The following is a 13,387-nucleotide window of genomic DNA, read 5'->3' as shown; positions in this document are numbered from 1 at the left end:
CAAAATACATTCAATGAATGTGTCATAATGTTGAAATTACTGGTTAATTTTCAAGGAATGTCATGACTGCAACGAACTATCTCAACCAATTGAATCAAAAGTATCTTGCGACTCATAAAGCGAAAGAAGACTTCTTTTGGGATACATATATGGGGATCAGTGACGACCACGATGGTTCGACACTCGCGCAGACTCAGTGGACGGAATTTCTTAGCTCTGCCGAACAGATTACTGCTATCGAAACGCAACTCGCTGTTATCGATGAAATTCAAGATCCCCTCGAAAAAGAGAGTACACTGACAGGCTTGAATGGTTGGTTAGCGACCTTTAGATCTCATGCTATTGAGTCTGAGCAGTCACAGAAGCTTAAAGCCGATCTCATAAAGTTTGAGGCTGAACTGTTTGAGAAAAAACAAAATCATGTGATGACTTACGTAAATGAAACTGGTGATGAAACAGAAGGGTCACTGCCCGTTTTAGGTTCAGCCGTTAGAAGTAATGGTAATGAACAAGTTAGGCTTTCTGCACATCAAGCATTATTAGATTTAGAGCAATGGCTGCTGGCTAACGGCTTTATTGAGCTGATCAAAAAACGTAACCAATTTGCTCAATCACTGGGGTTTAAAACCTTCTTTGATTACTCAGTGCTGAAAACCGAACAGATGACGACAGAACAACTGTTTACGATTCTGGATGACTTCGAAGCACGTACACGCGATAGCCATCAGCAAAGCCTAGCCAATTTGGCAGAACAGAAAGGCGAGAATGCACTTCAAGCCCATAACTTTACCTACTCTTTTGCAGGTGACGTTATGAATGATCTTGATCCTTATGTTCCATTCTCAAAGTCACTTCGACGCTGGATTGAATCTTTTGGCCGCCTGAATATCGAATACTCTCAAGCGACATTAAAATTGGATCTGCTTGATCGCAAAGGTAAATACCCTAATGGTTTCTGTCACGGGCCTATTCCTTCTTTCTATGACCAAGACACTTGGGTGCCAGCTCAAGTCAACTTCACGAGTAATGCTAAGCCCGATCAGGTAGGCAGTGGTTATGATGGGATTAACACCTTGTTCCACGAAGGTGGTCACGCTGCTCACTTTGCCAACGTGAAAATGAACGCGCCGTGCTTCTCTCAAGAGTTTGCACCGACCTCGATGGCTTACGCGGAAACTCAGTCTATGTTCTGTGATAGCCTGTTGAATGATGCCGATTGGCTCAAACAATACGCGCTTAATGCAGATGGCCAAGCAGTACCTGACGAGTTAATCAAAGCAATCATCGATAACAAACAGCCCTTCAGAGCTTATCAAGAGCGCAGCATTTTAGTGGTTCCGTATTTCGAGCGAGCACTTTACGAATTGGCGGATGAAGATCTGACACCTGAAAAGATCACTGCTCTGGCTCGTAGCAGTGAGAAAACGATTCTTGGATTAGCTTGTAGCCCTCGCCCATTAATGGCGATCCCGCATCTATTGTCGGATGAAGCATCTTGCGCGTATCAAGGCTACCTGCTGGCTCATATGGCGGTGTATCAAACTCGTGCGTATTTCACTGATAAGTTTGGCTACTTAACGGATAACCCAGAGATCGGCCCTTTGTTAGCTAAGCACTATTGGTATAAAGGCAATAGCGTTAATCACAATGGAACGATAGAGAGCCTGACTGGAGAAGGTTTCAATGCCAAATACCTTGCTGACGAGTGTAACTTATCGCCAGAGGAAGCTTGGGCGATTGAGGAGCAAAAAATCAAACAACTGTCGACAAGAGAACGTGCACCAGTCTCTGATTTGAATGCGAAGATATCGATCGTTGATGGGGCTACCGAGTTGGCGAATAATGACAAATCAAATCATCAGATGTGTGATGAGTTTGAGAAATTCATTGTTGGGCAATACGGTCGATAGATTGAGTTTTAATGCTAATGAAAAAGGCAAAAATGAGTAGTGACATAACTCATTTTTGCCCCAAAGCTTCTCAGACCAAATGAGTGGACGATCTAGCCATTACATCAAAAGACCAAGTTAATCTAATCCGTACTTTAGTCTCATATACGGAGTTTTTCCGTAATTCACCCCTGTAAATATACACAAATTCACACAACAGATTGATAACATTTGAGTTTCATAACAAATAGCAGCAACATAGACGGAAAAAGTCCGTCTATAAAGCGTTATGCGATTCAAGAGGGAACCATGGAATACGAAAGACCTAGAAAGAGAAATCCACTAGGAATTACAATTGAACAGCATTTTCATACAGCGCATTCAATAGGTAAATTTTATAACCATACCGACAATGTTGAAGTATTTGAGAAGTCAACTTCTCTAACCTTCCCTCGGAACAAGCGAGCGAAAATATTTTGTACTAAGCGCAATTGGGATGAGCGTGCTGAGCGTGGTTACATGGTAGATATTGAGCATGGTTATCATGAGCAAATCGATAACCTTGGTATTTCAAAAGAAAGAAACCACCATGCAATATCTAAATATTTTGTCTTATGGCGTTTACGTCATCAGGCTCATCTAAATCGTTTGTCAAACGCAAAACTTAGTGGTGTGCCCGGCCTTCGTTTAACTAAGGAGCAACAGGAAATCATTGAGGTTAAGCGTGCAGGATTTGTGAATTCAGAGGGTGAAATTCCAGCGAGACAATTGACGGGGCATCTAATCCAATCTGGAATCGACCAACACATGCTCGACTTTAAAGATGTAAAGTGGGGCTTGCTCCAAGCAAGCAAAGGTCAATTCTTATGTGCGGACAGCTATCATGATCTTTTTTTAATGCCTATCTCTCCTAAGTTTGCGTTTGCAGCTAATACTCCAGACAGTTTCCTTAATTACTCTGATGTTGCAGCAGTAAATAAGCAAAGTATCGAAAGTGCAAAAGAGTTTTACTTTGCTAGATCTCTGAAAAAGTGTCCAATCGCATAACAAGCGTTTAAGGTTTCAAGGACTTTTTCTAATCTGAACGAAACGGTTTAGAGCAGTACACCTAAAACGTTTTTGTCCAATAGTTACTTAGGACAAACCAACATACTACAATAGGAAATTTTTCCGGCTTAGTTATTCGTTATCTTCACTCAATGCAAATTTGATCTCGTCAGAAGAGAACCCCTTTCGACTTAGCATCGCGTAAGCCTTAGAGCGTTCTTTATGATCGTTTAGGTCATAAGGCTTCTTCTGCAACTGTTCTAAACACGAAGAATAGAAATCTAGCTGCTCTTCATTAATCAATCGGTCGATGAGCGATGACAGTTCACTTGTGTCGATTTGTCGTTGTCTAAGTTCTTGCTGAATGGCAGTCAGTCCCTTGCCTTTACGAGCGTACTTGAGCACCTCTTTTTCCAAGTCGGCTTTCTCGGCCTTAATTTGAATGTTACTTTTCAGTTGATGCGCTTGTGGGTGCTGGTCAATCGCTACCTTAACTTGTTGATAGCTAAAGCCACGCTTTTGCAGGGTCGCGACAAGCTTTTCACGGCTCATGGTAAAACTTGTATAGTAATGGTTGATGCGGTCTATCAGGATGGTCTGTTCATCAATAGACTTTTCGAAAGACACCTTATGGATTGCATCAGAAATCACTGAATCGGTCAGGCCTTTCTTCTTCAATTTTTCGACAATATATCGAGAACCGAATTCACCAGAAAAAGCTTGTTCCACGAATTGTTCAGCAAACACTTGGTCAGACTTGAGATACCCGAAGCCTTTCAGTGTCCCTAGAGTTTCATCGATCCATTCTTGATTGTCGGTTTTCACTTTGAGCTTCGCAACCAACTCGCTTTCCGTCATATCTCGCTGAGTTAAATGCCACATCGCAGAGTTCATGACGCTTTCGATTCGGGTCGCTTTTCTTACAGGTGTATTTCTAGTATTCGTTTTTTTCTGTGAATCATCCATTCGATTTCAACTGTCCAAACTAAGCCTACCCCATCATAACGTAATTCTAAGGCGGTTGAGTGACATAAAAGAATGAAGCTCAATATAAACGGCAGCCAATAAAAATGGACGCTTGTTCAGCGTCCATTTGATATCACATTAAGAATGATGGCTCTAAGCCATGCTTAGCTTTTTCGTAATAGCTTTTCATACTAGATCTTTCGTTTAGTTCTCTTCGTGATTGTAAATATGTACATCTCGTTGAGGGAATGGAATCGTGATGCCTTCTTCATCGAAGCGTTTCTTCACGGTTTCCGTTACATCCCAGTACACATCCCAATAGTCATCAGTCTTAACCCAAGGTCGTACTACGAAATCAACAGAAGACGTATTCAAGGTATGAAGCTTGATCATATGCTCTGGTTTTTTCAACACTAGAGGGTGTGCAAGAATGATGTCGTTCAATACCGCTTTCGCTTTATCGATATCATCTGAATAACCAATACCGAAAACCATATCAACACGTCTTACACGTTCTGCCGTGATGTTGTTGATCACGTCACCCCAAATCTTGTTGTTTGGGATCACCAAGCGTTGGTTATCAATGGTTTGAACAGTCGTCGATACTAAGCTCATGTCTTTTACCGTGCCTTGCACGCCTGCCACTTTAACCATGTCACCGACGTCATAAGGACGGTAGATCAAGATCATCAAACCCGATGCAAAGTTAGATAGTGTGTCTTGCAATGCGAAACCAATGATGACACCGGCTACACCGAAACCAGTAAGAAGAGGTGCTAGCTCTATCCCTATTTGAGACAGTGCGATAAGCAAACCAATAAACACGACCGCTTTAGATGCGATGGATACAAAGAAGTCCTGCATCAATACACTGAAGTCCATTTTAGAGTGCGAAACACTCTTACGAACGGTTTTGCGAGCCACGTTAGCAATAAGGCGAGTTACATACAAAATACCGAGAAACAGAGCAAGTTTAACGATAAAAGAAGGGGTATTTTCAAAAGCCCATGAACTGAACGAACGAAGCCAACCATCCAACAGCTCCAGTGCAACATCAACATCCAACACATCGGCGTTAATGTCACCTGTCGTCGCTAGCAAAACACGTTTGTACGAAGTCACATCCACGCCAAACGGTTCCATTAGCGTGATGGTTTCTTCTAAGCTCGCGACCATAACGCTAGTTCGCTCACTGAAGCGTTCAAGCTCAGTTTTAATCGTCGCTTTCTCTTCTTCACTTACATAAGATAACCGGCGTTCTAAATCTTGACGTTGTGTATCCGTGTATAGAATTGCATTAGTAAGATATTGAGAACGAGAAACAAGTGCCGTTTTGAGCTCACCTTCAGGAACAGCAACATCAACACCACGCTCTTTCGACCAATTTAAGGTCTTAGCAAGCTGCTGATAATAGACATCCATCATTCCGATTCGTTTTTGAATACGCAATTCAAGGCGTTTTTTAGCGTCACCTTCAGCTGAACGGTTTTCTTTACTCATTGAAACGATTTTAGTTTCATTCAACGACAGCAATTTTTGTAGCAGTTCGACCTGCTGAGCAAGAGTGACATCCAGCCCCTCTTTTTTATCTGACGATAGCTGTGAAAAAATCTCTTCGCGTAGGCCCTGATTCTTACGCCTTAAGATATCTTCAAGAAAGGGTTTTTCAGCATCATGCGCCGTTTCTAATGTTGCTAGATCGAGCATTAACTGATCTTGTACTTCTGCGATTTTCTCAACGCTCTGCGCATAACTTCCAAATGCGACAAACGCCAACATTAACAATAGACAACGCCAAACCTTCATCATATTAATTCCTATCACTGTCTAAATTGACCCTATAAATAGTAGTAAAAAGAATATGGATAACAAGCATTTAAACGTATGTTATGTTAAAAATTCGCAAATTATCAGCCTGCTTCTAATATTTGAGAGTTCCAATCCCCTCTTATGACCTGTAGAGTACGCATCCAACAAAGAACAACAGCCAATATCTTCATTCGAGCACAGCACTAAAGCGCCCTAAATACGATGTTGGCTCACAGCAAGAGAGCATAAAAATGAACAACGAACTTGATATTATTGAGTCTCTAGAAGAACTAGAGCAATTCCTAATTTCAGTGGAAGCTGGCGGTTTAGGCCTTGAAGGCGTTGAAGGTGTAGGCATGGCAACCAATAATTCAGATGGTCGTCACTTCGTTGCTGTATTCAACAGCAGTCACAAAGTTCTGCTTGCTCGCTGGATCACCAAAGAAGTGTTTGATAACGGTAAAGACTTGGTACGTAACGGCCCTCGCCGCACTCACTAAGCCTTTCCAATAGCACCAATGATTAAAGCCCAACACATTCACTGACGGTCTGTTGGGCTTTTTTGTATCGCCTCATCTTGGTTAGACCACTCGATACAGAATAATTAGCGATAACTTTCAGTTGTTGTGAACTTTAGCTAGAACTCAAGGTCGTATTCGCGTGAATTGGTGTTTATGCGTCGTTTATCGTGTACCTGCCGTTTTCCGCGTTTATACATAGTTTCACTTTAACCATTTTATGACTTGTGGCGCGAAGAGAACTTATCTAAGCTAGCCACAATTCAATGAGCTGGCTTTAACTAATAACAAATTTGATTACTGACTAATTTGCTGAACACATCACTACTTTTCTTATCCACAAAGAACCGCCGACAAAAGCATTCGCTTTGGGCGCTCTTCCTTACCGGACTGGTTATCGTAACTTGTCTGGCGAGCACTCTGGCCGTAAAGAAAGTATCGTTATCTGCATCCGCTAATGGTCAATCAGTCCTAGTTGGCGCACAAACTCATACAGAAACCAGTAACCCTCAAACCGACATCGCTTCTTCAGAAAAAATGGCCACTCTATACGCCAGTGTTTTCGGCTTAGAAGCCTCAAAAATGTTAACGTCCCCCAATTCAAGTTCATGCAGCCTAAGTTCAAAAATGCTGACCTTTGCCGCCCCAAAAACCGGCTGGCTGATCCCATTCGTACTTATTATTGCTGTTGCGTTTAACTTATCTCCGCACATCTCGAGATTATCCGGAGACAATCATCGCTCTACTCGACCGACAAAACACCGATTGCATCTAAAGCACTGTATATTTAGAGAGTAAATAACCGGGCTACTACACCCTTTTATTTATTTTTTGGAGATACATTTGTGTACAACACACTACTAACTAAGTTTGTCGATTCGTTGGCATTCTGCATGCGCACATGCGCAAAAGCTTTCGTCACTGCAATCTTAGTCATGACGTCATTTACCGCCCTGGCTCAAACCACGGGCTGGATAAGCGTGCCTGAGCATCCGCCAGTTAAGATGCGAATGATGTCGACGGGTGAACAGTCGGATAACGGCGGTACCGTTCAAACTGTATTGGACGTTACACTCGACGGTGACTGGAAAACCTATTGGCGCAGCCCAGGTGAAGGTGGCATTCCGCCAGGCTGGGACTGGTCTGATTCAACTAATATAGAGTCTGTAGATTGGCATTGGCCGATCCCTAAATACTATGAACAACTTGACGTGATGACGTTAGGTTACAAAAAGCACGTAAGCTTTCCTGTCACCCTAACGTTGAAAGACAAAACGCAACCTGCTGTATTTAAGGCTTCTCTCTCGTTCCCGTCGTGCACCAATATTTGTGTTTTGACTGACTATGACATCGAACTCCCTATCGACACGCAGCAATTGCAGTTCGATGAAGAAGCGATGTTCTTGTTCAACCAAGGCATGAGCCAATCTCCAAGAGAAGCGAACCGGACTTCAGTGAACGGTCTATTTTGGGACAAAAGCAAGCAACAACTGGTCACTCAACTAAACAGTAACGAAGGCTGGGATAAGCCGATGGTGTTGATCGATGGCAAAGAAGTCATCGATGATTTCTTTGCTCAACCAAGCGTCCACATCACCGGCAATACGATGACCGCGGTATTTGACGTCAGCAACTGGATAGGCGAAGTCGACTTAACGGATCGCACCGTTAGTGTCACCGTTTCAGACACTAATTTTGCCGAAGAAATGACGGCTCAAGTCGGCTCAAAACCTATTGCTTATCAAGCAAGTAACAACGGTTTTCTTGCAATGATCGGCTTTGCTTTGATTGGTGGTTTAATCCTCAATATTATGCCGTGTGTGCTGCCTGTATTAGGAATGAAGCTAAACAGCATCATTCAAAACCAAGGCGCATCTAATCGTCATATCCGACTCTCATTCTTAGCTTCTGCGTCAGGTGTCATTACATCATTTGCACTCCTAGCCCTTGGCATGACCGTTCTAAAAATGGGTGGCAATGCGATTGGTTGGGGAATCCAGTTCCAAAATGTTTGGTTCATCGGGTTCATGCTGATCATCACTTTGCTGTTCTCGATTAATCTACTTGGGTTATTCGAATTCAGACTACCATCAGGTTTAAACACTTGGATGGCAACCAAAGGCGATGACTCACATTCAGGCCACTTTATTCAAGGCATGTTTGCGACGCTGTTGGCAACGCCGTGTAGTGCTCCGTTCTTAGGGACCGCAGTTGCTTATGCACTTGGGGCAAGCTACCAAGAGTTGTGGGCTATCTTTATCGCACTCGGCATCGGTATGAGTGCACCTTGGTTGATTTTCGCGCTGTTCCCGAGTCTTACAAAACTGCTTCCAAAACCTGGGGCATGGATGTTCAGAGTTAAGCTGGTATTTGGCTTAATGATGTTCATTACCAGTCTATGGTTAGCAAGCCTAATGAGCCCATTCATTGGTAAATTCCCGACGATCCTGTTGTCACTGTTTATCGTGATTACAGTATTGATTTGGATTGGCCGTAAGTTGGGCCGCAAGGTACTTATTCCTATCGTCGCAACCACAACCTTGGTGTTTGGTGCTGCATTGATCGTCGGTAGTGTCACCGCTGATAACTGGGCGACACCGATTGTTGACGATCTCGATTGGCAAAAGCTAGATGCAAAACAAATCCCTCAATTGGTTGAGCAAGACAAAACGGTATTTGTCGATGTGACCGCTGAGTGGTGTATTACCTGTAAGGCCAACAAGATCGGCGTCATTCTCCAAGACCCTGTCTACAGCCACCTGCAGCAAGAAGACATTGTTTTGATGAAAGGCGATTGGACAACACCAAGTGAAAGCGTCACTCAATACCTACAAAGTAATGGTCGATTTGGTGTGCCATTTAATATCGTCTACGGCCCAAGCTATAGAAGCGGTATTCCACTGCCTGTCATTCTCGACAGTGACACTGTCGTTCAAGCCATCGACGCTGCGAGATAATAGATGAAGACTCCCAACAATAAAGATAAATCTAGCACGACTGAAGACAGCGCTGTAAAGGGTGATACCAAAAAGCCAAGTCGTCTTAAGAAGTGGGGAAAGGAACTGGTTTCAATGATATTGATCGTTGGCGTGGTTTCATTTGCGATGGACTTTTATCACAGCAGGAGCATGCCTCAGGGCGACGCGATTCCAATTGTGGGTCAATCGCTCCAAGGCGAAGATATTGATGTTATCGAGCTAAGCAAAAATGGTAAGCCAGTCATTGTCTATTTTTGGGCGACTTGGTGTGGCGCCTGCAAATTTGTAAGCCCAACCGTCAATAGCTTCAGTGATTCCCATCAGGTGATTTCGGTCGCTCTGTCATCTGGTTCAGACGAACGTGTCCAGCGCTACTTGGATGCAAAAGAGTATGACTTCCCTGTTATCAATGATCTTTCTGGATCAATCAGCAGAAGTTGGGGCGTTAATGTCACTCCAAGCATCGTCATCATCAAAGACGGAAAGATCAGCAGTATCGCAACAGGCGTTACTTCTCCTATAGGGCTGTGGTTAAGAACCTACTTTGCCTAACTCGCTCACAAAGAAAAACAGAGCAAAGCTAAGTGAATAAACCGACTCAGCCAGTTTAACAAACAATATTAATGTGAGCGCAACCCAATAAGCGCTCACGATTATCACGAATTAGAGAAAAGACAATATGAAAAAGCATCTGATAAGCGCACTGATTTTAGGCTCACTACTGAGTACTAATGCCTTCGCAGAATTAAACAAAGAACAAACTCAACAACTTGAAGAAATTAATCAATTCCTGAAAGATAACCCTTCTACGATCTCTGGATTGCATACCAGTTTAGAGCAGTACGTAGCAGGTCAAGAGCAAGCGAAGAAAGCCCAAGCGGAAAGCCATGATTGGTTATACAACAATGACGCTCACCCGATCCTTGGCAATCCAGATGGCAAATCGGTCATCGTTAATTTTACCGACTACAACTGTCCTTTCTGTAAGCGCTTAGAAAAAGGGTTAACTCAACTGGCCTCTGAAAATAGCGACATTAAGGTCATCAATGTCTACCTATCATTTAAGCAGCAACAGGTTTCGGGTCTAAACACCAACGCAGCGCTATACGCGATGAAAGTATGGAAAGATAATCCAGAAGCGTTCCCAGAAGTAGACCGACTATTAATGGCGAAAAGCGGTAGCCACACAAAATCGTCACTGCAAGCTGTAGCCAAGAAGACGGGAACAGAGGCACAACTAGACACCACCACAGAACAAAGCAACACGCTAATGACCAACCACCAAACCTTTAGCGCATTGGGTTTAACTGGCACACCAACATTAATGATGAACGGGCAGGTCTTACCGGGATACGTGCCTTACGACCGATTAAAAGAGATCGTGGACGACGCTTTTTAATCGAGTGTAGTTAGAGATAAAAATTCGAAAGAGAAGTAATAAAAAGCCGACTCGCGTAACTCGCAGTCGGCTTTTTGATGAGTTTAAGATAATGTTTTCAATATTATTTTTGAAATAGAAAAGCAGTCGAAGTGTCACTATCTTGCAATGGATTCTTAATCTAGCCTCGCTACTCTAAAAACAGTTCTCTCGATGAGTCCAAGACGTGCTTACTCTAGACAACTGTCCTTTGACCGAGCCTAGCTCGGTCTTTTTTTTACGTGTTTTAGATAGCAACACAGTGTATTAGCACAGAAACGTCCAACCGACTAAGCCTAACTTAGCAAGCGACAAACAAGCGCACCCGGCTCCCTTAACGCATCCACGTTGTAGCTAAGGACACGTCCAGCAGACGGCGCGTGATAACGGCGACACTCATTACCAAAAGCGTCATATTGAATAGCCAATAAATCATCTTGTTCTACGCTCTGCAGAAGCTCAACCTGCGGCAATACAAAACCACCAATATCAGCGCGGATAGAAACCACATCATTACCCTCTATCCAATCCATACTTGGCAGTTGCATTTTGTCTGGGTTATTTAGGTTAATTTCGAACATTTCATAATAAGACAGCATGTTAAAAACACCGTCTACCGCACGTTGAATCATGTCAGGCTGAGTAAATTTCCCCATACCCACTTCCACCGTGATGCTCGGAATTCCACTTCGATTCCAAACCGTTTCTAAGATACCTGGATCGCCTGGGTCATTCAGAACACAATCGGGCTGCATCAACCTCGCCATCTCCAAACATTGTTCTATGCGGTAATCAGAAAATACATAAAGTGGGTAGACTGCGCCACGAGTTTGAGTGTGGAGATCAACGGCGAAGGTGGCATTATGCTTAAGCAAACGCTCCCACAAAGACGCAACAAAGCGTTCCGCAGCTAGGCCATTCGCATCACCCGGAAAGAGTCGATTAAGGTTGGCAGGGCAAGAGCCCGGATCCGAAGAGATAAAATCACGGCTATGGTTCAGCAAGCCAGACAAATTCACAGTAGGCACAATCGTTACCGTACCTTTGAGCGTTTTACCGACTAAGTCCCTGATAATTTGCTGTGCAGCCAACACTCCGTTTAGCTCATCACCGTGAATACCGGCGGTGATCATCAACTTAGGACCTTCTTGACTGCCTTTGAAAACAGAAACCGGCATGTTCTTAGGTTGCCCTAGCCCATCACTGGTGACTTGAAACCAAAACTGGTGCTCTCCAACGGGTAGGTCTTCAACATTCAAGGAGCCAATAACCTGCCTACCTTGTAAAACATCGCCTAAGTACTCTGTTTTCATCCAACGTCTCCATCTTGTTGAGCAAAATCTATTCTCTTCTAAGTTTTTGCATCATAGAGGATATCTTAATCAGTACAAACAGTTAATAAGATGAACAAGCTCTGACTTTCCCATAATACTCACGCATATCATCATCACTTCCCCTAAATAAAAGCTTGTGAAAGTCTGCACTTAAGAACCGATAAGTTATATAACCATTCACAAACCACTCAGTCTATTGAAATGAAAGTGCAATAAAATCAACACTTAAAAAGTTCCCTATTCACGAAAATGTAATTTTATAGAAATGAAAGCTTAATTTAGCTGCTCTAAATTAGCTTCATATCGAAACGGAGAGCACATTGCTCACGGATTTTAAAATACAAGGTAAGTGATTATGAAAAAGGCAGTTCTAGCTTCTGCAGTGGTAGCGGCACTAGTTTCAGGTTCTTCTCTAGCAGCAACAGTTTACAGCTCTGATGGTACAGAACTTAAAATTGGCGGTCGTGCGGAGGCTCGTTTCAACGTATCTGACAACAACGAAAGCGCATCTGACAGTTCTTTCAAAGACAAGTCACGAGCTCGTGTGAATATTTCAGGTAAATCTGAACTTTCTGACGGTTTATATGGATTCGGTAAGTATGAAGCAGAGTTCACTAGCGCATCAACAACAGAGTTCGAAGACGGAAGTGGCAATACTGTAAAAATTGAAAATGAATCTCTTACCAATCGCTACTACTACGCAGGTTTAGGAACCAAATTCGGTGAGTTCTCATACGGTAAGCAAGATTCTTCACAGGTAATGCTGACTGACATTACAGATACAATGGCAACATTTGGTGCAGATGCTGCTGATGCCGTTGATGGCAACAAAGATAAGCGTGAGAATAACTTCCTTTACTCTGGCGAGTTTGACGCGTTGACGGTACAAGCTAACTACATCGCTGCAAATGAAAAAGATGCAGATAGTTTTGGCCTTGCTGCTATGTATAACCTAGGCGCTTTTGACCTTGGTGCGGGTTATGTTTCTCAAAAGAATGGTAACTTCGATGACGATCAAATCAACCTTGTAGCTCAATTTTCTATGGATGCGTTTACGGTTGGTGGTCTATACACAATGGCTTCAGTTGCAGATAAAGATTACACAGGCTACGAGCTTTCAGCTATCTTCAAAGCAACTAAACAGCTATCACTAATTGGCGTATACAACTACGGCGAGTTCGATAAAGCGGCTGACGAAGAAGCAAATAACTTTGCTATTGAAGCGGTGTACAAGTTTAACGGCCACATTCGCACATATGCTGGTTACAAGTTTGAACAGCGAGACAATAAAGATGACCAACTACAAGCGGGCATCCGTTACGACTTCTAATCTAAATCGACTTTAGATACAGACTAAAAGGTTGGGCAATAGCTCTAATGCCGATCAGTTAAAGCCAAAGCGATCGGTTGAAGGATCCTTCAGAGCTGT

10 protein-coding genes are annotated in these 13,387 nt (G+C 43.1%); 7 read left to right on the top strand and 3 right to left on the bottom strand.

The window, feature by feature from the left end:
• Nucleotides 1–62: 62 nt before the first annotated feature.
• Both AB6D06_RS19385 and AB6D06_RS19380 read left to right on the top strand, forming a co-directional pair.
• The gene (locus AB6D06_RS19385) at nucleotides 63–1,910 is read left to right on the top strand and encodes a M3 family metallopeptidase (protein ID WP_102427995.1); all 1,848 of its coding nucleotides are present in this window, start codon (nucleotides 63–65) and stop codon (nucleotides 1,908–1,910) included.
• Between the two features lie 288 nt (nucleotides 1,911–2,198).
• Nucleotides 2,199–2,936: a hypothetical protein gene (locus tag AB6D06_RS19380; protein WP_102332665.1), complete on the top strand. Its 738-nt coding sequence runs from the start codon at nucleotides 2,199–2,201 to the stop codon at nucleotides 2,934–2,936.
• A 132-nt stretch (nucleotides 2,937–3,068) separates the two neighbouring features.
• Here the strand turns inward: AB6D06_RS19380 and AB6D06_RS19375 are convergent, their stop codons facing one another.
• Together AB6D06_RS19375 and AB6D06_RS19370 are read right to left on the bottom strand one after the other, a co-directional pair.
• Nucleotides 3,069–3,902, bottom strand: a complete 834-nt coding sequence (locus AB6D06_RS19375; protein ID WP_065583710.1) for a RecX family transcriptional regulator — start codon at nucleotides 3,900–3,902, stop codon at nucleotides 3,069–3,071.
• A gap of 204 nt (nucleotides 3,903–4,106) precedes the next feature.
• Nucleotides 4,107–5,711: a mechanosensitive ion channel family protein gene (locus tag AB6D06_RS19370; RefSeq protein WP_017064335.1), complete on the bottom strand. Its 1,605-nt coding sequence runs from the start codon at nucleotides 5,709–5,711 to the stop codon at nucleotides 4,107–4,109.
• Between the two features lie 251 nt (nucleotides 5,712–5,962).
• Here AB6D06_RS19370 and AB6D06_RS19365 point away from each other — a divergent pair, with 251 nt between their 5' ends.
• From AB6D06_RS19365 to AB6D06_RS19350, 4 genes are all read left to right on the top strand, one after another.
• The gene (locus AB6D06_RS19365; protein ID WP_017062732.1) at nucleotides 5,963–6,211 is read left to right on the top strand and encodes a hypothetical protein; all 249 of its coding nucleotides are present in this window, start codon (nucleotides 5,963–5,965) and stop codon (nucleotides 6,209–6,211) included.
• A gap of 911 nt (nucleotides 6,212–7,122) precedes the next feature.
• Complete coding sequence (locus tag AB6D06_RS19360; RefSeq protein ID WP_372111489.1) at nucleotides 7,123–9,186, top strand: protein-disulfide reductase DsbD family protein; 2,064 nt, start codon at nucleotides 7,123–7,125, stop codon at nucleotides 9,184–9,186.
• Nucleotides 9,187–9,189: 3 nt separating this feature from the next.
• Nucleotides 9,190–9,759 carry a protein disulfide oxidoreductase gene (locus AB6D06_RS19355; protein ID WP_372111457.1) on the top strand — a complete coding sequence of 190 codons (570 nt, stop codon included), beginning with the start codon at nucleotides 9,190–9,192 and terminating at the stop codon, nucleotides 9,757–9,759.
• Nucleotides 9,760–9,886: 127 nt separating this feature from the next.
• Complete coding sequence (locus tag AB6D06_RS19350; protein ID WP_372111454.1) at nucleotides 9,887–10,606, top strand: DsbA family protein; 720 nt, start codon at nucleotides 9,887–9,889, stop codon at nucleotides 10,604–10,606.
• 314 nt (nucleotides 10,607–10,920) lie between these two features.
• Here AB6D06_RS19350 and AB6D06_RS19345 read toward each other — a convergent pair whose 3' ends face one another.
• Nucleotides 10,921–11,937 (bottom strand): succinylglutamate desuccinylase/aspartoacylase family protein, encoded by a 1,017-nt coding sequence (locus tag AB6D06_RS19345; protein WP_372111451.1) that lies wholly within the window; start codon nucleotides 11,935–11,937, stop codon nucleotides 10,921–10,923.
• Nucleotides 11,938–12,313: 376 nt separating this feature from the next.
• Between AB6D06_RS19345 and AB6D06_RS19340 the strand changes: the two genes are divergently transcribed.
• Entirely contained in the window at nucleotides 12,314–13,288 is a 975-nt protein-coding gene (locus AB6D06_RS19340; RefSeq protein ID WP_017064330.1) for a porin, read from the top strand.
• Nucleotides 13,289–13,387 lie beyond the last annotated feature (99 nt).

It is taken from the genome of Vibrio sp. 10N.239.311.G01, from assembly GCF_041465805.1.
GTDB classification, from domain to species: domain Bacteria; phylum Pseudomonadota; class Gammaproteobacteria; order Enterobacterales; family Vibrionaceae; genus Vibrio; species Vibrio crassostreae_C.
This window is presented reverse-complemented; position numbering and strand designations above follow the sequence as displayed.

Coding starts and splice junctions, on each gene's coding strand:
- AB6D06_RS19350 (WP_372111454.1), top strand. CDS start 9,887: ATGAAAAAGCATCTGATAAGCGCACTGATTTTAGGCTCACTACTGAGT.
- AB6D06_RS19370 (WP_017064335.1), bottom strand. CDS start 5,711: ATGATGAAGGTTTGGCGTTGTCTATTGTTAATGTTGGCGTTTGTCGCA.
- AB6D06_RS19365 (WP_017062732.1), top strand. CDS start 5,963: ATGAACAACGAACTTGATATTATTGAGTCTCTAGAAGAACTAGAGCAA.
- AB6D06_RS19340 (WP_017064330.1), top strand. CDS start 12,314: ATGAAAAAGGCAGTTCTAGCTTCTGCAGTGGTAGCGGCACTAGTTTCA.
- AB6D06_RS19360 (WP_372111489.1), top strand. CDS start 7,123: ATGCGCACATGCGCAAAAGCTTTCGTCACTGCAATCTTAGTCATGACG.
- AB6D06_RS19345 (WP_372111451.1), bottom strand. CDS start 11,937: ATGAAAACAGAGTACTTAGGCGATGTTTTACAAGGTAGGCAGGTTATT.
- AB6D06_RS19380 (WP_102332665.1), top strand. CDS start 2,199: ATGGAATACGAAAGACCTAGAAAGAGAAATCCACTAGGAATTACAATT.
- AB6D06_RS19355 (WP_372111457.1), top strand. CDS start 9,190: ATGAAGACTCCCAACAATAAAGATAAATCTAGCACGACTGAAGACAGC.
- AB6D06_RS19375 (WP_065583710.1), bottom strand. CDS start 3,902: ATGGATGATTCACAGAAAAAAACGAATACTAGAAATACACCTGTAAGA.
- AB6D06_RS19385 (WP_102427995.1), top strand. CDS start 63: ATGACTGCAACGAACTATCTCAACCAATTGAATCAAAAGTATCTTGCG.